Source organism: Agromyces sp. GL_144, assembly GCF_057834305.1.
Window position 1 is genome coordinate 2,964,241 of the sequence record NZ_CM174399.1, and the last position, 20,605, is coordinate 2,984,845.

Genomic DNA, 20,605 nt, shown 5'->3' on the forward strand with positions numbered 1-20,605 from the left:
ACACGGGTTCGGGCCGCCTCCTACATTCGATCGCAGGGTCGCCCGAATGTCCCCCGTTCGGGGGCGTCATCCGTTTGCGCCACCCGCCGTCCCCAGATGGAGCACAGATGCCCGCACGCCCTGCCGTCCGCCTCGATGCACGTGATTCCGCATCGTTCATCGATCATGACGAGTTCTTCGGGCGTCAGGCCGCGAGCCGCAGCGAGTTGCCCGACCCGCAGGCCATGCTGCAGAGCCTGACGCATTGCGTCGTCGAGGTCATGGCCGGCGCCCGCGACCTGGAGCAACTCGCGCGCTGGGTCACCGACGACGTGTACCGCACGCTCTCGAAGCGGGTGGTGCTCGCGAACCGGGCCCGGCGCATCAAGGGTCTCTCGCCCCAGCGTCCGACGTTCCGCATCGGCCGGGTCATCGTGACCGAGCCGGCCGACGGCATCGTCGAGGCCGTCGTGCTCGTGCACCAGCCGCACCGCGTGCGCTCGGTCGCCATCCGCCTCGAAGGACTCGACCAGCGCTGGCGCGCGAGCGCGATCGCCGTGCTCTGAGAACGCGAGAACGCGTGGGTTGAGGCTCCGCGGCGGCCCACCGGCCGTGCGAGTGTCACGGAGGACTACTCCATGGCCCGACACGAAACTCGCGCGATCCGCGCCTCGCGAGGTCCTCGCGGGCCGGTGTGCTTCGTGTGCTGCTTCCAACCGCTCTTCTCAGGAACGAGCCTCCGAAAAGACACCGTTCTCAGGAGATTTCGGCTGGAACACCCCCCCCGATCTCGGCGCGAAAATCCTGAGAAAGGCACACGGAAACGAGAGAAGGGGGCGGCCGTAGCCGCCCCCTCTCGTCGTCATCGGCCGATCAGCGACCGTTGCGCTCCTGCGCACGCCGCTCGGCGCGGTTCTGGGGCGCAGGGGTGCCGGCGCCATCACCGTCGCCACCGCGCTGACCGAACGCGCCACGGGGCTGCTCGGCGGCAGGGACCGCGGCGGGCGCCTGCGACTGCGCCACCGCGCGACGCGCGCGCTGGGTCGCCGCCTGCTGCACCTGGCCGCGCTGGTTGCGCACCTCGACGCCGCCCGAGTCGCTCGGCGCGGTGTAGCTCAGCTTGTCGGCGGGCGCGTCGGGACGGGTGAGCCCCTTGGCCTCGATCGACGCACCGCCGCCCTGGGGGGCGACCTCGACCTCGAGGTTGAAGAGGAAGCCGACCGTCTCTTCGCGGATGGAGCCCATCATCTGCTGGAACATCGCGAAGCCCTCGCGCTGGTACTCGACCAGCGGGTCGCGCTGCGCCATGGCTCGCAGGCCGATGCCGTCCTTCAGGTAGTCCATCTCGTAGAGGTGGTCGCGCCAGCGCCGGTCGATGACCGAGAGCACCACGCGGCGCTCGAGCTCGCGCATGGCGGGAGAACCGAGCTGCTCCTCGCGGCGCCGGTAGGCCAGCTTCGCGTCGGAGATGATCTCGCGGTGGATGAACTGGCGGTTGACCCGGCCCTTCTCGCCGGCCTCGGCGACGACCTCGTCGATCGTGATGCCGATGGGGTAGAGCGTCTTGAGCTCGGTCCAGAGGGCGTCGAAGTCCCATTCATCGGGATTGCCCTCGGCGGTGTGCACGTCGAGCACCTCGTCGATGACGTCTTCGAGGAATCGCTGGGTGCGCTCGTGCAGGTCGTCGCCCTCGAGCACGTGACGACGGTCGCCGTAGATCGCCTCGCGCTGGCGGTTCAGCACGTCGTCGTACTTCAGCACGTTCTTGCGGATCTCGGCATTGCGCGCCTCGACCTGCGACTGCGCCGAGCGGATGGCCCGCGAGACGACCTTGGACTCGATGGCCACGTCGTCTGGCACGCCCTTGGCCATGAGGCTCTCGGCCGCGCCGGCGTTGAACAGGCGCATCAGGTCGTCGGTGAGCGACAGGTAGAACCGGCTCTCGCCGGGGTCGCCCTGACGACCCGAACGGCCTCGGAGCTGGTTGTCGATGCGTCGCGATTCGTGCCGCTCGGTGCCGAGCACGTAGAGGCCGCCGGCCTCGAGCACGCGTTCGGCCTCGACGCCCACCTCCTTCTTGACGGCGTCGAACACGGCGTCCCACTCGGCCTCGTACTCGTCGGGGGTCTCGACGGGGCTGAGTCCGCGCTCGTGCATCTGCTGCACGGCCAGGAACTCGGCGTTGCCGCCGAGCATGACGTCGGTGCCGCGGCCGGCCATGTTCGTGGCGACGGTGACCGCGCCGTAGCGGCCGGCCTGCGCGACGATCGCGGCCTCGCGGGCGTGGTTCTTGGCGTTCAGGACCTCGTGGCGCACACCCTTCTTGGCGAGCAGTCGCGAGAGGTACTCGCTCTTCTCGACGCTCGTGGTGCCGACGAGCACGGGCTGGCCCTTCTGGTGCCGCTCGACGATGTCTTCGACGACCTGCGCGAACTTGACCTCTTCGTTCTTGTAGACGAGGTCGGACTGGTCGATGCGAAGCATCGGCTTGTTCGTGGGGATCGCGACGACGCCGAGCTTGTAGGTCGACATGAACTCGGCGGCCTCGGTCTCGGCCGTGCCGGTCATGCCCGAGAGCTTGTCGTAGAGGCGGAAGTAGTTCTGCAGCGTGACGGTCGCGAGCGTCTGGTTCTCGGCCTTGACCTGCACGCCCTCCTTCGCCTCGATCGCCTGGTGGATGCCCTCGTTGTAGCGGCGACCCATGAGGATGCGGCCGGTGTGCTCGTCGACGATGAGCACCTCGCCGTTCATGACGACGTAGTCCTTGTCGCGCTTGAACAGGGCCTTGGCCTTGATCGAGTTGTTGAGGAACGAGATGAGCGGCGTGTTGGCCGACTCGTAGAGGTTGTCGATGCCGAGATAGTCTTCGACCTTCTCGATGCCCGACTCGAGCACGCCGACGGTGCGCTTCTTCTCGTCGACCTCGTAGTCCTCGCCCGGGGTGAGGCGGCGCGCGAGATTCGCGAACTCGGTGAACCAGCGGTTGGCCTCGCCCGACGCGGGGCCCGAGATGATGAGCGGCGTGCGGGCCTCGTCGATGAGGATCGAGTCGACCTCGTCGACGACGGCGAAGAAGTGGCCGCGCTGCACCATGTCGGCCGCCTGCCACGCCATGTTGTCGCGCAGGTAGTCGAAGCCGAACTCGTTGTTCGTGCCGTACGTGATGTCGGCCGCGTACTGCTCGCGGCGCACCGCAGGGGTCTGGCCGGCCACGATGCATCCGGTCGTCATGCCCAGGGCTCGGAACACGCGGCCCATGAGCTCGGACTGGTAGCTCGCGAGGAAGTCGTTGACCGTGATGATGTGCACGCCACGGCTCGCGAGCGCGTTCAGGTACGCGGCCGTGGTCGCGACGAGGGTCTTGCCCTCACCGGTCTTCATCTCGGCGATGTTGCCGAGGTGCAGCGCCGCGCCGCCCATGAGCTGCACGTCGAAGTGGCGCAGGCCGAGCGTGCGACGGCTCGCCTCGCGCACCGCGGCGAACGCCTCGGGCAGCAGGTCGTCGAGCGACTCCCCGCTCGCGTACCGCTCGCGGAACTCGACGGTCTCGTGCTTCAGTTCCTCGTCGCTGAGGGCCTTGAAGTCGTCTTCGAGCGCGTTGATGGCCGCCGCGTAGTTCTGCAGTCGCTTGAGGGTACGCCCCTCGCCGACGCGGAGGACCTTCTCCAGAATCGAAGCCACGAATGATCTCCTGTCATTGCGGCGCGCCATCTCTTTCGGTGGAACGCTCCTCGGGTGGAGCGTCGGCGGCACGCCGGTTGCGCCGTATCGACGGCATCATAGCCATGCTAGCGGCCACTGGGCTGAGCGCCTGCGGCGAAGGGGCTGAGCGCGGCCATCCCGACTTCGCCCGTCGCGAACGCGCCCATCGGCCTGCAGCGAACGGCTCGCCGTCGGCGCCGCAGACGGCCGCGTTGCATGCGGCCGCGCCGCGATGGCCGCCCACGCGAACGGCGCCGCCGCACCGGGTCTCCCCCGATGCGACGGCGCCGACGGTTGATGAACGGATGTCGCGGTCAGGCGCTCGCGCGCTGCAGTGACGAAGCCCCCTCGACGGCGTCGGGGAACTCGTCGGCGTTCTCGTCGAGGCCGATGAGGCCGTAGTCCCAGCCCTTGCGGCGGTAGACGACGCTCGGACGATTCGTCTCTGCGTCGATGAAGAGGTAGAAGTCGTGGCCGACGAGCTCCATGAACGAGAGCGCGTCGTCGACGGTCATGGGCGTGGAGGCGAACACCTTGCGCCGGATCACGACCGGGCAGTACACGTCGTCGTCTTCGGGAGTCGCGGCGTCTTCGACGACGGGGATGCTGCCGGTGCGCACCTGCTCGAGGACCTCGGGTCGAGCGGCCTGCACGCCGACCTCGGCGAATCCGAGATCGGTGGCCTCGCGTATCGACGTCGGCCGATGCTGGCCCCGGTGCACCTTGCGCCGGTCCTTCGCCCGGCGGATGCGTTCGAGGAGGCGGCCGAGCGCGACGTCGAACGCCGCGTACTTGTCGGAGCCGTCGGCTTCGGCCCGCACGACGGGCCCCTTGCCGACGAGGGTCAGTTCGATGCGATCGGGGCCGGAGCCGCCGTTCTTCTCGTGGTGCCGCGAGAGCTTGACGTCGAGCCGGATGGCCCGGTCTGCGAGGTGGGAGATCTTCTCCGACTTCTCGGTCGCGTACGAGCGGAATCGATCCGTGATCCCCAGGTTTCGTCCGACGATGTTCAGTTCCATGACGACCTCCATCCACCGACGTGTCACCCGGTTCTGAAGGGTGGTTCGACCACGCCTGTCCTGCCACCGTAGTCTCCGGGACCACGGATGTCACGAACTGTTCACCGTGAGGATCCTGAACGCCCGCCGAGCCGCAGCGGGGTCTGCGCGAGCACCGCGATCGCCTCGACGCGCCCGCCCGCGGCCCGGATCGCGCGCTCGGCCTCGACGAGCGTCGACCCGGTCGTGAGCACGTCGTCGACGAGCAGGAAGCGGCCTCCATCGAGCCTCCGGCGCGCCCGCAGGCCCCCCTCGGCGTTGGCCCGCCTGGCCATGGCGTCGAGTCCGGCCTGGTCCTCTCGTTCGCGTGCGAGCGCGAGCACCTGGGAGGTGCGGATGCCGCAGGCCCGCAGCAGCAACGGCACTGGGCGGTAGCCGCGGGCGCGGTGCGCGGCCGGCGTCGACGGCACCGTCACGACGTGGAGCCCGGCGAGCGGCGACCCCTGCCCGCGCCCGGGCGCCGCACCCGGCACCTCGTCGGCCGGGGAGCCGGGCGCCGCCCCGAGCGCCGCCGCGAGCGAGGCGCCGAGCGCCCGTGCGAGCACGGGCGCGGCATCCGTGCGTCCGCCGTCCTTGAAGGCACCGATGAGGGATGCCACGACCCCGCCGTACTCGAGCGCCGACCAGGCCAGGAACCCGGCCCGCTCGAGCATCACGGGTCGGGCGGTCGCCGCGGCGCGGCATCCGTCGCACACGGAGCGATCGGGTGCGCCGCAGCCGGCGCAGGCGACCGGGAGCACGGTCGCGACGGCGTCGCGGACAGCGCCCCACACGACCCGGGCCGCGCGCGGCGATGACGACGAGGAGACCACCCGCCGAGTATCGACCCCACGCGCCGACGGCCGCGCCGATTCGACCTCAGCCGTGGACGGCCGGGGACCGCCCGCGCTGGGGAGGACGCGTCGCGTCACCGCCCGGAGGACTCAGCCGGGCAGCTGCACCGACGTGAACCGGATGCCGCTCGCGCGCTCCTGCCAGCCGACGCCGCTCTGCGCGAGCAGCAGGCCCGCGCTGTCGCGCGCCCTGACATCGCGGATGCTGTTGCCCGCGTCGAGCTGCAGACCCTTCGGAGGCCCGGCGCGGGTGCTCGCGAAGCCGCCGAGATCCTGCGTGATGAGCCGGGTCGTCCCGTCGCCGAGGCCCGTGAGGGAGGCGACCGTGCGGCTGTCGATCCAGGCGACGTCGATCGGCGTGCCGTCGACCTCGGCGAGCGTCAGGACGACCGTGCCGAGCTCTTCGGTCGGGGTGCCGTCTTCGTTGCGGATGACCGCCGCCGCCTGGAAGTACGTCTTCGACCCGTCGCCGAGCAGGGCGAGGATGCGCGTGCCGTCGCGGGAGACCTGGATGGCGGCGATCGTCGAGGCCGACCACGGCACCGAGACGCGCCCGTTCGTGTCGTCCGGCCCGAACCAGGCGAGATCGGACGGCGCGTCGGCGGGCACCGACCAGACGATGCCGAAGCGGTCGACGGCCGGCGTGATGAGATCGGCACGCGGGTCGATGGGCAGCGGCTCCTCGCCGAGCGTCACGATGGAGACGCCCTCGTCGGTCAGTATCGCCGCCGACTCGGCATCGGGGCCGAGGGCGGCGCCCGTGGGATCCGCCGCGGCGACCTGCTCGCTGATCCCCTCGATCGGCGTGATGCCGTCGCCCGAGGTGGAGAGGTAGCCGAACGTCTCGCCGTCGTAGACGACCGGTCGCGGATCGACTCGTGGATCTCGGGCGGGCTGCGTCGCCGGCTCGCCGGCGTCGGACTCCACGCCGTTCAGCACGAGCAAGACCTCGTCGACGTTGCGCACGCCCTCGAGGCTCTCGTCGAGCTGGATCTGCATGCGCTGCGCGCTCTGCGTGTCGTCGAACGCGGCGCCGGTGAGCGACACCTCGGCCACCCGGCCCGAGACCGGAACGGCCGCCGGCGAGAGCTCGGTGCCCTCGGGGAAGGCGGTGCGCACGCCCGGCTTCAGCCAATCGGCCGGGCCCGCGAGCAACGCCTGCGCGACGCTCGTCTGCGCGGAGTCTCGCCCGGCGAACCAGCGCGAGTCGGGCACCAGGTAGCGATAGCTCGGATCGAAGAAGTAGAGCGTGTACTCGCGGTAGACCTGGGTGAAGTTCGCCTGGTCGATGACGATGCCCTGCGGTGCGCTCGAGATGCGCCACTGCCCGTCGATCTGTTCGAACCTGTAGGGCAGCTCGATGGGCGTCGCCGAAGGGGCGACCTCGTACTGCCCGTTGTTGCGCAGTGATGCCGCGGGCGTGGCCACGAGCTCGATCTGGTCGTCGGAGACCTCGTCGAAGCGGCGGTCGGCGAGGACGTCGATGGTGGTGTTCGCGTCGGGCTGCCACTCGTCGGCGAACTCGGGCGTGAGGAATCTGTATGCGGCCTGGAACTTGTTCTGCGAGCTGAGGGCGGCCAGGAGGAACCCGTCGAGGATCTCCTGCTGGGTGCCGTCGACCTTCGGCGGGTCGACGAGGATGTCGAGGTCGGGCGAGACGTCGACGGGGGCGGGGTCGCCCTGCTGCACCTTGCCCGAGTTCGGGATCGAGACGCAACCGGTCAGCACGGTCGCGAGGAGCAGCAGGGCGGATGCCACGAGCAGTCGCCTACGCATCACGGTCGTCCTCTCGGGGTTCGTCGCGGGTCTCGTCGAAGACGACCGCGCTCATCGAGGCGGTCGGCGGCGGGCCGGAGGCGTCGGGATCGACGGGCTCGAGGGGCAACGGCGAGACGATGGCGGCGACATCCGCGGTTCGAGGGATGGTCAGCCGGAAGACGCTGCCGCGCCCCGGGCGGGACCACACGTCGAGCACGCCGCCGTGGGCGACGGCGTCTTCGAGCGAGATCGCGAGTCCGAGCCCGGTGCCGCCGATGGTGCGCATGCGGCTCGGATCGGCCCGCCAGAACCGGTCGAACACGCGCTCGGCGTCTTCGGGCGACATGCCCATGCCGAAGTCGCGCACCGAGAGGGCGATGGCGCTCTCGTTGCTGTCGACCGCCACGACGATGGGGCGGCCCTCGCCGTGCTCGATGGCATTGCCGAGCAGGTTGCGCACGATGCGGCGGATGCGGCGGGGGTCGACCTCGGCGTCGAGGTGGCCGCCCGGCGCCTCGAGGCGCAGTTCGGACCCGCGATCGCGCGCGAGTTCGTGCATGGACTCGATGGCGTCGCCCGCGAGGTGCACGAGGTTGGTCGGCTCGGTGGCGAGCGTGACGGATCCGGCGTCGTAGCGGCTGATCTCGAGCAGGTCGGCGAGCAGGCGTTCGAACCGCTCGGTCTGGGTGTGCAGCAACTCGACGGTGCGCGAGGTCGGGCCCGTGAAGCTCTCGCGTTGGCCGTAGAGCACGTCGCCGGCCAGGCGAATGGTCGTGAGCGGCGTGCGCAGCTCGTGCGAGACGTCGGACACGAAGCGCTGCTGCATGACCGAGAGCTCGGCGAGCTCGCGGATGCGGGCCTGCAGGCTGTCGGCCATGACGTTGAACGACCCGGCGAGCGAGGCGATCTCGTCTTCGCCGCGCACCGGGATGCGCACGCCGAGGTCGCCGGCCGCGAGGCGCCGGCTGGTCGAGGCCGTCGTGCGGATCGGCTCGATGACGCCGCGCACGACGACGAGCGTGATCGCGCTGAGCAGGGCGATGAGCGCGATCGCGCCGACCGTGCCCGTGACCTGCATGAAGGCGAGGGTCTGCTCGGCCTCGGCGAGGTTGTAGCCGAGGTAGAGCTCGTAGCTGCCGACGCCCGCCTGCACCTGCAGCACGCTGCCGACGACGATGCCCGGGTCGGTGCCGCCCGTCGAGTTCTCGAGGGCGACCGACTGCCAGTACTGGCCGTCGGGATGCTCGCGCACCTGCGCGCGCAGGTCGTCGCTGATGACGCCCGCGAGGTCGGGGCTCAGCCGGTCGGGCGGGGCGAGGCGGTTCGGCGGCAGCTCGGGGTCGCGGAAGAGCGCGATGACGTTCGTGCCCGCGATGCTCGTGACCGTGTCGAGCGTCGCCTTCATGAGCAGCTGCAGCGAACCCGGGTCGGCGGCCTCGGACGAGTCGAGGATCAGCTGGGCGGCCGTGGTCGCGTTGTTCGAGGCCTCGAGCACGCGCGTGCGCTGGTCTTGGAAGAGGTTCGACGCGACGCTGAACGAGATGTAGAGCCCGATCACGAGGATCGCGAGGCTCGACAGGCCGATGGTGATGAACACCGTGCGCACCTGCAGCGAGCGCTGCCACGCCGCCGCGAGGCGACGCCGGAAGACCCGCCACGAGCCGGTGGCGCGCGAGTCGTCGGCGACGGTGGTCACGCGCCGCTCAGGTGGTCGCGCCGGCCCGGTAGCCGACGCCGCGGACCGTCATGACGATGCGCGGGTTGTCGGGGTCGTGCTCGACCTTGGCCCGAAGCCGCTGCACGTGCACGTTCACGAGTCGGGTGTCGGCCTTGTAGTGGTAGCCCCACACCTGCTCGAGCAGCATCTCGCGGGTGAAGACCTGCTGCGGCTTGGACGCGAGCGTGAGCAGGAGGTCGAACTCGAGGGGCGTCAGCGAGATGCGCTCGTCGCCCCGGCGCACCTCGTGCCCGGCGGCGTCGATGGTGAGGTCGCCGACGGCGAAGGTCTCGACGGCGGACTCGGGCGTCGGTCGCAGTCGCGTGCGGATGCGGGCGACGAGCTCCTTGGGGTTGAACGGCTTGACCATGTAGTCGTCGGCGCCGGACTCGAGCCCCTTGACGACGTCGGCCGTGTCGGTCTTGGCCGTGAGCATGATGATCGGGGTGCCCGATTCGGCGCGGATGCGGCCGCACACCTCGATGCCGTCGATGCCGGGCAGCATGAGGTCGAGCAGCACGAGGTCGGGCTTGGTGTCGCGGAACGCCGCGAGCGCACCCGTGCCGTCGGCCCAGAACACGGGTTCGAAGCCCTCGGTGCGCAGCACGATGCCGATCATCTCGGCGAGGGCCGTGTCGTCGTCGACGACGAGTACGCGTGAAGTCATGCGGTTTCAATCCTCTGCAGCCGGCCGAGGCCGGGCGGAACCAGTGGCTCAAGCGTAGTCGTACCCCACCCGCATTCGGTCGGATGCCTCGAGCCCTCCTCCACACGGAAGCGGCGTCCACTGCACGTCGCGGACGGCGTGCCGTCCGCGAGCGCGGCGGCACGCGATGTGCGAGCATGGGTCAACCCGCCGGAAGGAGCGCATCGAGGTGTCCGAACACGACTGGCAGGCGCCAGGCGCGCCGACGCCCCAGCCGCCGACGCCCGCGCCCTCGCCGCAGTGGGGGCCGCCCGGCTCAGGTGCCCCGCAGCAGCCGCAGTACGGGGCTCCCCAGGCACCGTACGGCGCGCAGCCGGCCCCCTACGGGGCTCCGCAAGCACCGTACGGCGCGCAACCGGGGTGGACGCCGCCGCCGAAGCCGGGGCTCCTGCCGTTGCGGCCCATGGGGTTCGGCACGCTGCTCTGGGCGCCGTTCCGCACGCTGCGTCGCAACCCCGCGGCGACGTTCGGCAGCGGCCTGATCGTACAGCTCGCGGCGCTCGTGATCACCACGGCCGTGATGCTGCCCGCGTTCTTCTACGTCTTCGGCCGGATCGACTCCGCGCAGCCCGACGAGATCGACGCCCTGCTGCCCGGCTCGATCGGCGTCCTGGTGCTCGTCATGCTCGTCGCGATCGCCGTCTCGGTCGTCGCGAGCGCATTCCTCCAGGGGGTCATGGTCGAAGAGGTCGCCTCCGGCACGCTCGGCGAGAAGCTCGGCCTCGGCGCGCTCTGGCGACGCACGCTCCCCCGCCTCGGCCCGCTCATCGCGTGGACCCTGCTGGTCGCGCTGGCCGTGCTCATCGTGATCGCCATGCTGACCGGCATCATCGTGCTGGGCGCGCTGACCTCCCCGATCGGGCTCGCGGTGGGCATCATCGTGGTCGTCATCGCCTGCCTCGGTCTCGCCGTGCTCGGGTTCTGGCTCGGCATCCGCGTGTCGCTCGTGCCGAGCATCATCGTGCTCGAACGGGCCGGCATCGCGACGGCCGTGCGCCGGTCGTGGCGCCTGACGACCGGCTTCTTCTGGCGCACGCTCGGCATCATCCTGCTCGTCGGCGTCATCCTGAACATCGCGTCCCAGATCGTCGTGCAGCCGATCTCGCTCATCGGCGGCCTCCTCCCGGCGATCATCGATCCGACCGGCACGGGTGCGGCGATCCCCGTCATGATCGCGCTGTTCGTGGTGACGATGCTGATCTCCATCGTGATCGGCGCGATCACGACGGTCGTGCAGGCGGCGGTGATCGGCGTCGTGTACATCGACCTGCGCATGCGCTCCGAGGGCCTCGACCTCGAACTGCAGCGCCATGTCGAGCAGCGCGACGCGGGCTTCACGGTCGGCGACCCGTGGGCACCGCCCGCGGCCGCGCCGGCCGCATCGGTCCCGTATCCGACGGCACCTCCCGCCGCCGCGACGTACCCGGCATCGCCGTACCCCGCATCGCCGCCGACGACGTACCCGGCGCCGCCGACGCCTCCGGCCCAGACGCAGGGCGGCCCAACGGCATGATCGGGCTCGCGGCTGCCGCGGCGATCGTGCGATTCGACCCGCTCGACCCCGACGCGCCCGACGCGCGCCGGTGGCTGCAGGACGAGCTCTCGAACCCCCGCTACCGCGCCGGCGAACCGAACGCCTTCGACCGCGCGATGCAGGCCGTGCGCGACTGGTTCCTCGGGCTGCTCGACGGCGCGGGCGCGGTGTCCGGCGAGGTGGTGGCCCTGCTCATCGTGCTCGGTGTCGTCGTGCTCGTGGTGATCGGCCTCCTCGTCTTCGGGATTCCCCGGCTCCGCCGACGCCGGCGCGGCATCGAGCTCGCCTCCTTCGAAGACGACCGCCGCGACGCCGCCACCATCCGCCGCTCCGCCGAGACCGCCGCGCGCGCGGGCGCCTGGACACTGGCGATCGAGGAGCGGTTCCGCGCCCTCGTGCGCGATCTCGTCGTGCGCGAGCTGGTGCAGGTGCACCCCGGCAGCACGGCACGGGCACTGGCGGATGCCGCGGCACGGCCGTTCCCCGCATTCGCATCGCAACTGGCGAGCGCCGCCGTCGATTTCGACGCGGTGCGCTACCTCGACCAGCCGGGCGATGCCGATGCGTACGCCAGGATCGCCGGGCTGGACGCCGAGCTGCGGTCGGCGCGCCCCGCACTGGTCGGAGCCACGCTCGCCGATGCGGCGCTCGTCGGGGCGACGCGCGTCGACGGGACCGACGCCACGGAGGCCCGACGTTGACGACGACCGCGCCGGCACCCGCGCCCTCGTCTGCCTCCACGGCGAGCGGCGACGCGGCTCACGGCCCGGCCGACACGGCCGCACTCACCCCGACCACGCGGGCACTCCTGCGCCGCGGTCGCACGTGGATCGTGCTGGCCGCCGTGCTCCTCGTGGGCGCCGTGGCGGTGCTCGCGATCCAGGGCGGCATCCGTTCGCAGGGCGAGACGTTGGGTCCCGACGACCCCGGCCAGACGGGCTCGGGCGCGCTCGTCGAGGTGCTTCGCGACCACGGCGTCGCGGTCACGTCGACGAGGTCGCTCGAGGCGACGCTCGACGCCGTCGACGCGTCCGGCGGCGACGCGACCGTATTGCTCTACGACGAGTACGGCACGCTCGACCGCTCGCGCATGCTCGAACTCGCCGACCTCGCCGACGAGGGGGCGCGCCTCGTCGTCACCGAGCCCGGATTCCGGGCGCTCGAGGCGTTCGCCCCCGGCGTGCGGCTCGCGGGCTCCGCCTCGGGCCCGATCGACGACGTCTCCTGCGACATGCGCGCGGCGACGCAGGCCGGTGAGCTCTCCGACGGGCAGCGGCTGCTCACGATCGACGACGAGGCCCGGGAGTCCGGCTGGCGGGGCTGCTTCCGCGACGGCGACGGCGAGAGCGACGGCGACGGCGACAGCGCCGGATACGCCGTGGCGGTCGGGCCCGCCCCGGGCGGCTCCGACGCGCAGGCGGGCGCCGGCGGCGCGGCATCCGATCGCATCTCGCTCGTGGGCGCGGCGACCGTGTTCACCAACGACCGCATCGACGAACGCGGCAACGCGGCGCTCGCCATCGGCCTGCTCGGCGCCACCGACGAGGTCGTCTGGTACTTGCCCGGGCCCTCCGACGCAGATGCCGCGTCCGCCCCGACGCTCGGCGAGCTGACGCCCGGCTGGGTGAGCCCGGTCCTGGCGCTCGGCCTCGTCGTGGCCCTCGTCGCGGGTCTCTGGCGCGGGCGACGGCTCGGTCCGCTCGTCGTCGAGCGGCTGCCCGTGACGGTGCCCGCCCGCGAGACGCGGCAGGGGCGCGCGCGCCTCTACGCACGGTCATCGCAGCGGGGATATGCGCTCGACCAGTTGCGCATCGCCGCCGTCTGGCGCCTCGCGGCGGCACTCCGACTCCCCCGTTCGACCGAGGTCTCGGTCATCGTCGACGCGGTCGCGCAGGCGACGGGTCGCGACGCGGCCTCCGTCGGACGCCTGCTCGTCGACGAGGTGCCGGCCGACGACGCCGCGTTCGTGCGCCTCGGCGGCGACCTCGCGGTCCTCGAGCGCGACGTCGCGCTGGCGCTCCGACCCGACGAACCCAGCCACGGTGCCTCAGGCGAGCCGCCGGCATCCGCCGACCCCACGACATCCGCCGGCCCCGTGGCATCCGCTCGCCCGGCGGCATCCGCCCCCGAAGACCTGCAGCACCGCACGCACGACGACCAGCCAGGAAGGCAGCCATGACCGACACGACGCAGCCGTATCGCACCGACGACGAACTCCGCGCGGCGCTGAACCGCGTGCGCACCGAGGTCGGCAAGGCCGTCGTCGCACAGGACGGCGCCGTCACCGGCCTCATCATCGCCCTGCTGACGCGCGGCCACGTGCTGCTCGAGGGCGTGCCCGGCGTCGCGAAGACACTGCTCGTGCGCACGCTCAGCCGCACGCTGCACTTGGAGACCAGGCGCCTGCAGTTCACGCCCGACCTGATGCCGGGCGACGTGACCGGCTCGCTCGCGTTCGACCCGCGCACGGGCGAATTCGACTTCCGCGAGGGGCCGGTGTTCACGAACATCCTGCTCGCCGACGAGATCAACCGCACGCCGCCGAAGACGCAGTCGGCGCTGCTCGAGGCCATGGAGGAGCGGCAGGTGTCGGCCGACGGCACGACCCGGCCGCTGCCCGAGCCGTTCCTCGTCGCGGCGACGCAGAACCCCATCGAGTACGAGGGCACGTACTCGCTGCCAGAGGCGCAGCTCGACCGGTTCCTGCTCAAGCTCGTGCTCGACGTGCCGGAGCGCGACGCCGAGTTCGCGATCCTGCGCCGTCACGCCGACGGCTTCGATCCGCACGACCTGGCCGCGGCGGGGGTCGAGCCCGTGCTGGGCGCCGACGAGCTCGACGCGGCACGCCGGGCCGCGGCATCCGTGCGGGTCTCCGACGACGTGCTGGCGTACCTCGTCGACCTCGCCCGCGCGAGCCGCCGCTCGCCGTCGCTGCGCCTCGGCGTGAGCCCGCGCGCGACGACCGGCCTGCTCGCCGCCGCCAAGGCGTGGGCCTGGCTCACGGCCTACGACTCGGTCACGCCCGACCACATCCAGGCGATGCTGCTGCCCGTGTGGCGCCACCGCGTGCAGCTGCGGCCGGAGGCCGAGCTCGAGGGCGTCTCGGTCGACGCCGTGCTGCAGGCGATCATGCAGCAGGTGCAGGTGCCGCTCTGACATGGCGATCACCGGTCGGTTCGTGCTGCTCGTCGCCCTCGGCGTCGTGCCCGTCGTCATCGCGGGCCTCTCAGGGGCGGACGCCGCGTGGCTCGCGCTCCTCGGCTGGCTCGCGCTGTCGATCGGGCTGGGCGCGATCGACCTCTCGCTCGCGGCATCCCCTCGCCGGGTGGTGCTCGCCCGCGACCTGCCGCCGCGGGTGCGGCTCGGCGAGTCGGTCGTCTCGACGCTGAGCATCACGAACACGGGCGAGCGGATGCTGCGAGCCACCGTTCGTGACGGCTGGGAGCCCTCGGCCGGGGTCGCCGGGGCGAACCGCACGCGCGTCGCCGTACCGGCGGGTGAGCGTCGAAGCATCCGCCTGCAGTTGCAGCCGTGGCGCCGCGGCGATCGCCGGAGCGAGCATGCGAGCATCCGCGCGGCCGGCCCGCTCGGCCTCTGGTCGCGGCAGGCGAGCCTTCTCGCACCAGGGCTGCTGCGCGTGCTGCCGCCGTTCCACTCGCGCGTGCACCTGCCGGCCAGGCTCACCCGGCTGCGCGAGCTCGACGGCCGCACGCCGCTGCTCGTGCGCGGGCAGGGCACCGAGTTCGACTCGATCCGCGAGTACGTGCGCGGCGACGACGTGCGCTCGATCGACTGGCGCGCCACGGCGAGGCATGTCGCCCCCGGCGGGCGCGGCGGCCGCAATGGCAGCGCGAAGCTCATGGTGCGCACCTGGCGGCCCGAACGCGACCGCCGCATCGTCATCGTCGCCGACACCTCGCGCACCGCCGCCGCACGCATCGCCGACGAGCCGCGCCTCGACACCGCCTGGGAGTCGACGCTGCTGCTCTCGGCGCTCGCGACCCACGCCGGCGACCGCGTCGACTTCCTCGCCTGGGACCGCCGCGCCCGAGCCAGGGTCACCGGCGCGACCGGTCCCCACCTGCTCGCACAGCTCGTCGACGCGATGGCCGACGTCGAGGCCGAGCTCATCGAGGCCGACTGGACCGGGCTGCCCGCCCAGATCCGCCGCATCACGAGCCGGCGCGCGCTCGTCGTGCTGCTGACCACCGCCGATTCGCCCGGAACCGCTCGCGGACTGCTCTCGGTGCTGCCGCAGCTCGCGTCGAGGCACACCGTCATCGTGGCGTCGGTGCTCGACCCCGAGACGGTCGCCGACGCCGCCCATCGCGACGGCGTCGACGAGCTCTACCTCGCCGCCGCGTCCGAGCGGTCGGGCCTCGACGGCGATCGTGTCGCCGCCGCGATCCGGCGTTCGGGGGCGCACACCGTCTCGGCCGTCCCGCACGAGCTTCCGCCCGCGCTGGCCGACCGGTACCTCGACCTGAAGGCCACCGGGCAGCTCTGAGACCCGTTCGGCCGGCCGCATCGTCGGGCCGTCCGACTCGGCGGCATCCGCCGTGCCCGAGGCATCCGGGGCCTGCTGCGGCCCCGCCACGCCCGACTCGCGGCATCCGTCATGCCGCGTCGATCCGGTACCGATTTCGTCATACGCGGCGAAGTTCCCCCGTTCGAGGCGCACCAGTCGCTATGTTCGCAACGATCGGCATGGGGGCACACCGATCCCTGCACTTCCGCGCGAATGCCCTGTTCAGTCCAACGAAAGGAACGGTCATGTCCGACACGACCCCCGCCGCCGCCCCGTCGACGGCCCAGAAACTCACCGCCGAGCTCATCGGCACGTTCATCCTCGTCCTCGCCGTCGTCGGCACCGTGATCTTCTCCTCGGCGGGCACGGGCCTGCTGGGCGTCGCCTTCGCGCTCGGCCTCTCCGTCGTGGTCGGCGCCTACGCGTTCGGTCCGATCTCGGGCGGCCACTTCAATCCGGCCGTCACGCTCGGGCTCGCGATCGCGGGCCGCTTCGCCTGGCGCGAGACGATCGGCTACATCGTCGCGCAGATCGTCGGCGGCATCCTCGCCTCCGTCGTGCTGCTCGGCGTCCTGTCGACCGGTCCCGGATTCGACGCGGCGGTGTTCACGAAGGCGTCGACCGGTTACGACGAACTGTCGCCCGGCGGCTTCGGCCTCGGCTCGTTCTTCATCGTCGAGATCGTCTCGACGGCCGTGTTCCTGTTCGTGATCCTCGGCGTGACCTCGGCCGGCCGTGCCGCCTCGAACCTCGCACCGCTCGCGATCGGCCTCACCCTCACCGTCGTGCTGCTCGTCGCCGGCAACGTGTCGAACGGCTCGTTCAACCCGGCGCGCTCGATCGCGACCGCGGTCTTCGGCGGCCAGATCGCCCTGACCCAGCTCTGGGCGTCGATCGTCGCCCCGATCATCGGCGCGCTGCTCGCCGGCATCGTCTACAAGGCGGTCTTCGACCGCCCGGCGAAGCTCACCGCGTAGCCGCTCGCCGGTTCGGCTGCTCGCCGGTTCGGCTGCTCGCCGGTTCGCCGGTTCGCCGGTTCACACGAACGGCGGATGTCTCGCACGAGGCATCCGCCGTTCCGTGTCTGCGGCCCGTGCCCGATGGGGACCGACGCTCGTGATCAGTCGCAGGAGAGATGAGGCGCCATCTTCGCTGTGGCCGGGGATGGCGCCTCATCTCCCGCAGGAATGCCGGCGGGACTCAACTCTGCCGCGGTGCCGGCAGGCTCAGCGGATCAGCCGGCCACGATGCGCGTCGCGCCCGCGTCGAACGCTGCGACGTCGCCCGTGGCGCCCGCCCGGTACGCGCGGCGCCCGAGCACGAGCATGTACGCCAGGAACCCCGCGAACGCCAGCACGCCGATGCCGATCTTGATCGGCCACGGCCACGGCGCCGGCGTCACGAAGCCCTCGATGAGGCCCGAGACGAAGAGGAAGAAGACGAGCCCGATCGCGACCGTGAAGAGGGCTCTGGCATCCTGCGCGAGTGCGACGCCCCGCGATCTCGGCCCGGGCGCGACCCAGGCCCAGAAGATGCGCAGGCCCGCGGCGGCGGCGACGAAGATGCAGGTGAGCTCGAGCAGCCCGTGCGGCGTGATGTAGAGGAAGAACGTGTCGGCCTCGTCGTAGGCGAACATGATGGCCGCCGTGATGCCGAGGTTCTGGGCGTTCTGCAGGATGACGACCGGCACCCAGAGCCCGGTGATGCCGAACGCGACGCACTGGGCGGCGATCCACGCGTTGTTCGTCCACACCGAGCCGGCGAACGAGGCCGCCGGATTCTCGGAGTAGTACGCCACGAAACCCTCGTCGGCGAGCTGCTGCAGCTCGGCCTCGTCGCCGAGACCGGCGAGCACGCGCGGGTCGGAGCCGATCCACCAGGCGTAGAGGCCGGCGACGACGACCGTGACCACGGCGACCACGAGGGTGAGCCATCGAATGCGGTAGAGCGCCGCGGGAAGGTCGACGACGGCGAAGCGCGTGAAGATCTTCAGCGGGTTCTCGGGGGTGCCGGTGAAGCGCACGCGCGCCCTGGCCAGCCCCACCGAGAGGCGGTCGCCGAGCGCGGTCGAGCCGACCGTGGCCTGCACCAGCGAGAGGTCGGATGCCGCGCCCTGGTAGCGCTCGATGAGTTCGTCGGCCTCGCGGCCGTCGAGCCGGCCGCCGCGCGAGAGCGCGTCGAGACGCTGCCATTCGTCGTGGCGGGCGGAGGCGAGCGCATCGAGGTCCATCTGCTTGAATACTAGCCATGGCCGACGCCTCGCACGCCCCCTCGCGACCCGCCCTGCACGACGACGAGGGCATCGTCATCGGCGAGGCCGTCACGCTCGAACTCCGGCCGGCGAGCGCCCTCATCCGCGCCGGCGGCACCATCATCGACGTGCTCGTCTCGATCGTGCTGCTGCTCGGCGTGCTGCTCCTCGCCGCCGGCGCAGGCCTCACGGTCGACGGCGCCGCGTTCCGCGCCCTGCTGATCGGCGGCGTCGTGGTCATCATCGTCGTCGTGCCCACCGCGGTCGAGACCGCCTCGCGCGGGCGCTCGCTCGGCAAGCTCGCCCTCGGCCTGCGGGTCGTGCGCGACGACGGCGGATCCATCGGGTTCCGGCACGCGTTCATCCGCGCGCTCACCGGCGTGCTCGAGATCTACCTCACGTTCGGCGGGCTGGCCGTGCTCGTCGGCTTCCTCAACCCGTCGTCCAAGCGGCTAGGCGACCTCCTGGCCGGCACGCATGCGCAGGTCGAGCGCGTGCCGAGGCCCGTCTCGAACGCGTTCGACGTGCCGCCCGAGCTCGCGTCATGGGCGGGCATCGCCGACGTCGCGCGCCTGCCCGACCCGCTCGCCCGCCGGGTCGCCGCGTACTTCGAGCAGATCCGGCAGCTCTCCCCCGCGAGCCGCACCCGCCTGGCGGCATCGCTCGCGGCCGAGGTCGCGCCCTACGTGTCGCCGGTTCCGGATGCCGCGCCCGAGCGATTCCTCGCCGGCGTCGTCGCCCTGCGCCGCGGCCGTGACGCGCGCGCCCTCGAGCTGGAGCAGGCGCGCCTCGCGACGCTCGAGCCCGTGCTGACCGAGACGCCGGTGGGGTTCCCCCGGCGCTGACGCGCTCGTTCTCGCGTCGGTCCCGCAAGCTGCTTCCCGCGACGCTTCCCGCGTCAGAGGCACGCTGCTGAACGACCTCCACCCCGGAAAGCGTCGCAGGAGTCGGAGAACGCCGAGGCGCGGCATCCGCTCGTGGATCAGTAGCGGTAGTGGTCGACCTTGTAGGGGCCCTCGACCGGCACGCCGATGTAGGCCGCCTGCTCGGGCGTGAGCACCGTGCAGCTCGACGCCGAGCGCGTCGAGGTGCAGGCGCGCGACCTTCTCGTCGAGGTGCTTCGGCAGCACGTAGACGCCGACCGGGTAGGCCTCGGGCTTGGTCCACAGCTCGATCTGGGCGAGCACCTGGTTCGTGAACGAGTTCGACATGACGAACGACGGATGCCCCGTGGCGTTGCCGAGGTTCATCAGGCGCCCCTCGCTGAGCACGAGCACGCTGCGGCCGGTGGGCAGGCGCCACTCGTGCACCTGCGGCTTGATCTCGACCTTCTCGGCGCCGTCGAGCGTCTCGAGGGCGGCCATGTCGATCTCGTTGTCGAAGTGGCCGACGTTGGCGATGACGGCGAGGTGCTTGAGGCCGAGGATGTGCTCGAGACGCACGACATCTTTGTTGCCGGTGCCCGTGACGAGGATGTCGATGTCGCCGATGACGCTCTCGAGCTTGGCGACCTGGTAGCCGTCCATGGCGGCCTGCAGCGCATTGATCGGGTCGACCTCGGAGACGATGACGCGCGCGCCCTGGCCGCGAAGGGCCTCGGCCGCACCCTTGCCGACGTCGCCGTAGCCCGCGACGAACGCGACCTTGCCGCCCATGAGCACGTCGGTGGCGCGGTTCAGGCCGTCGGGCAGCGAGTGGCGGATGCCGTACTTGTTGTCGAACTTCGACTTCGTGACCGAGTCGTTGACGTTGATCGCCGGGAAGCGCAGCTCGCCCTTGGCGTGCAGCTCGTAGAGGCGGTGCACGCCCGTGGTGGTCTCTTCGGTGACGCCCTTGAGCTCGTCGGCGATGCGGGTCCACCGGTCGGGGCTCACCTCGAGCGAGCGGCGCAGCGTGTCGAGCACGACGCGGTACTCGTGGCTCGCGTCATCGGCCGTCGCGGGAACGGCGCCCGCGAGCTCGAACGTGCGACCGTCGTGCACGAGCAGGGTTGCGTCGCCGCCGTCGTCGAGGATCATGTTCGGGCCGATCCAGTCGGCGCCTGCCGCTGCCGCTTCAGCCGTCCAGTCGAAGATGCGGTCGGTGCACCACCAGTACTCTTCGAGGGTCTCGCCCTTCCACGCGAACACCGGCACGCCCGCGGGCGCCTCGGGGGTGCCGTCGGGGCCGACCGCGACCGCTGCGGCAGCCTCGTTCTGCGTCGAGAAGATGTTGCAGCTCGCCCAGCGCACCTGCGCGCCGAGCGCGACGAGGGTCTCGATGAGCACGGCCGTCTGTACGGTCATGTGCAGGCTGCCGGCGATGCGCGCGCCCGCGAGCGGCTTGGACGCGCCGAACTCCGCGCGAAGGGCCATGAGGCCGGGCATCTCGTTCTCGGCGAGCCGCAGCTGATGGCGGCCGGCTTCGGCGAGGGAGAGGTCGGCGACCTTGAACGGGAGGGCGGATGTCTCGGCGAGCGTCATGGCACCATTCTCGCAGGCTCGGCCCCTCCATTGCTTTCTCAGGAACCGTGGCACCAAACCGGCGGTGCACAACCTTC

The 20,605-nt window shown here is 71.6% G+C and carries 15 protein-coding genes and 1 pseudogene; 8 read left to right on the forward strand and 8 right to left on the reverse strand.

The genetic code is table 11. The features are described from left to right. Positions 1-107 precede the first annotated feature (107 nt). Positions 108-545: an Rv3235 family protein gene (locus tag AC3IPY_RS13655; protein WP_489184821.1), complete on the forward strand. Its 438-nt coding sequence runs from the start codon at positions 108-110 to the stop codon at positions 543-545. Positions 546-852: 307 nt separating this feature from the next. Here AC3IPY_RS13655 and secA read toward each other — a convergent pair whose 3' ends face one another. The 6 genes from secA to mtrA all read right to left on the reverse strand — a co-directional run bounded on the left by secA (position 853) and on the right by mtrA (position 9,714). Then, the gene (gene secA / locus AC3IPY_RS13660) at positions 853-3,660 is read right to left on the reverse strand and encodes a preprotein translocase subunit SecA (protein WP_489184822.1); all 2,808 of its coding nucleotides are present in this window, start codon (positions 3,658-3,660) and stop codon (positions 853-855) included. 335 nt (positions 3,661-3,995) lie between these two features. Next, positions 3,996-4,700 carry a ribosome hibernation-promoting factor, HPF/YfiA family gene (hpf, locus tag AC3IPY_RS13665; protein WP_489184823.1) on the reverse strand — a complete coding sequence of 235 codons (705 nt, stop codon included), beginning with the start codon at positions 4,698-4,700 and terminating at the stop codon, positions 3,996-3,998. Positions 4,701-4,801: 101 nt separating this feature from the next. Beyond that, positions 4,802-5,551 (reverse strand): ComF family protein, encoded by a 750-nt coding sequence (locus AC3IPY_RS13670; RefSeq protein WP_489184824.1) that lies wholly within the window; start codon positions 5,549-5,551, stop codon positions 4,802-4,804. 111 nt (positions 5,552-5,662) lie between these two features. Beyond that, positions 5,663-7,348, reverse strand: coding sequence for an LpqB family beta-propeller domain-containing protein (locus AC3IPY_RS13675; RefSeq protein WP_489184825.1), 1,686 nt, complete (start codon positions 7,346-7,348; stop codon positions 5,663-5,665). Then, a complete protein-coding gene (mtrB, locus tag AC3IPY_RS13680; protein WP_489184826.1) occupies positions 7,341-9,026 on the reverse strand; it encodes an MtrAB system histidine kinase MtrB in 1,686 nt (561 codons plus the stop codon). Before mtrB ends, AC3IPY_RS13675 begins: the two co-directional genes overlap by 8 nt. A 7-nt stretch (positions 9,027-9,033) precedes the next feature. Continuing rightward, positions 9,034-9,714: an MtrAB system response regulator MtrA gene (gene mtrA, locus AC3IPY_RS13685; protein WP_489184827.1), complete on the reverse strand. Its 681-nt coding sequence runs from the start codon at positions 9,712-9,714 to the stop codon at positions 9,034-9,036. A gap of 208 nt (positions 9,715-9,922) precedes the next feature. Here mtrA and AC3IPY_RS13690 point away from each other — a divergent pair, with 208 nt between their 5' ends. The 6 genes from AC3IPY_RS13690 (at position 9,923) to AC3IPY_RS13715 (ending at position 16,792) form a co-directional block, all read left to right on the forward strand. Beyond that, positions 9,923-11,266 (forward strand): DUF7847 domain-containing protein, encoded by a 1,344-nt coding sequence (locus AC3IPY_RS13690; RefSeq protein ID WP_489184828.1) that lies wholly within the window; start codon positions 9,923-9,925, stop codon positions 11,264-11,266. Next, entirely contained in the window at positions 11,263-11,988 is a 726-nt protein-coding gene (locus AC3IPY_RS13695) for a DUF4129 domain-containing protein (protein WP_489184829.1), read from the forward strand. Before AC3IPY_RS13690 ends, AC3IPY_RS13695 begins: the two co-directional genes overlap by 4 nt. After that, positions 11,985-13,466: a DUF4350 domain-containing protein gene (locus AC3IPY_RS13700; RefSeq protein ID WP_489184830.1), complete on the forward strand. Its 1,482-nt coding sequence runs from the start codon at positions 11,985-11,987 to the stop codon at positions 13,464-13,466. Before AC3IPY_RS13695 ends, AC3IPY_RS13700 begins: the two co-directional genes overlap by 4 nt. After that, positions 13,463-14,443, forward strand: coding sequence for an AAA family ATPase (locus AC3IPY_RS13705; protein WP_489184831.1), 981 nt, complete (start codon positions 13,463-13,465; stop codon positions 14,441-14,443). The genes AC3IPY_RS13700 and AC3IPY_RS13705 overlap by 4 nt, the downstream gene beginning before the upstream one ends. Before the next feature lies 1 nt (position 14,444). Then, positions 14,445-15,794 (forward strand): DUF58 domain-containing protein, encoded by a 1,350-nt coding sequence (locus tag AC3IPY_RS13710; protein WP_489184832.1) that lies wholly within the window; start codon positions 14,445-14,447, stop codon positions 15,792-15,794. Positions 15,795-16,060: 266 nt separating this feature from the next. Next, positions 16,061-16,792 (forward strand): aquaporin, encoded by a 732-nt coding sequence (locus AC3IPY_RS13715; protein ID WP_489184833.1) that lies wholly within the window; start codon positions 16,061-16,063, stop codon positions 16,790-16,792. A gap of 257 nt (positions 16,793-17,049) precedes the next feature. Here AC3IPY_RS13715 and AC3IPY_RS13720 read toward each other — a convergent pair whose 3' ends face one another. Beyond that, entirely contained in the window at positions 17,050-18,045 is a 996-nt protein-coding gene (locus tag AC3IPY_RS13720; RefSeq protein ID WP_489184834.1) for a stage II sporulation protein M, read from the reverse strand. A gap of 17 nt (positions 18,046-18,062) precedes the next feature. Between AC3IPY_RS13720 and AC3IPY_RS13725 the strand changes: the two genes are divergently transcribed. Further along, entirely contained in the window at positions 18,063-18,911 is an 849-nt protein-coding gene (locus tag AC3IPY_RS13725) for an RDD family protein (protein ID WP_489184835.1), read from the forward strand. 137 nt (positions 18,912-19,048) lie between these two features. On the opposite strand, the pseudogene ahcY reads toward AC3IPY_RS13725, so the two are convergent. Next, a pseudogene (ahcY, locus tag AC3IPY_RS13730) lies at positions 19,049-20,528 on the reverse strand (adenosylhomocysteinase). Positions 20,529-20,605 lie beyond the last annotated feature (77 nt).

Excerpts from the sequence above, each read along its gene's own strand:
- AC3IPY_RS13655 (WP_489184821.1), top strand. The coding sequence starts at position 108 with ATGCCCGCACGCCCTGCCGTCCGCCTCGATGCACGTGATTCCGCATCG.
- hpf (WP_489184823.1), bottom strand. The coding sequence starts at position 4,700 with ATGGAACTGAACATCGTCGGACGAAACCTGGGGATCACGGATCGATTC.
- AC3IPY_RS13675 (WP_489184825.1), bottom strand. The coding sequence starts at position 7,348 with ATGCGTAGGCGACTGCTCGTGGCATCCGCCCTGCTGCTCCTCGCGACC.
- mtrA (WP_489184827.1), bottom strand. The coding sequence starts at position 9,714 with ATGACTTCACGCGTACTCGTCGTCGACGACGACACGGCCCTCGCCGAG.
- AC3IPY_RS13695 (WP_489184829.1), top strand. The coding sequence starts at position 11,263 with ATGATCGGGCTCGCGGCTGCCGCGGCGATCGTGCGATTCGACCCGCTC.
- AC3IPY_RS13705 (WP_489184831.1), top strand. The coding sequence starts at position 13,463 with ATGACCGACACGACGCAGCCGTATCGCACCGACGACGAACTCCGCGCG.
- AC3IPY_RS13710 (WP_489184832.1), top strand. The coding sequence starts at position 14,445 with ATGGCGATCACCGGTCGGTTCGTGCTGCTCGTCGCCCTCGGCGTCGTG.
- AC3IPY_RS13715 (WP_489184833.1), top strand. The coding sequence starts at position 16,061 with ATGTCCGACACGACCCCCGCCGCCGCCCCGTCGACGGCCCAGAAACTC.
- AC3IPY_RS13720 (WP_489184834.1), bottom strand. The coding sequence starts at position 18,045 with ATGGACCTCGATGCGCTCGCCTCCGCCCGCCACGACGAATGGCAGCGT.
- AC3IPY_RS13725 (WP_489184835.1), top strand. The coding sequence starts at position 18,063 with ATGGCCGACGCCTCGCACGCCCCCTCGCGACCCGCCCTGCACGACGAC.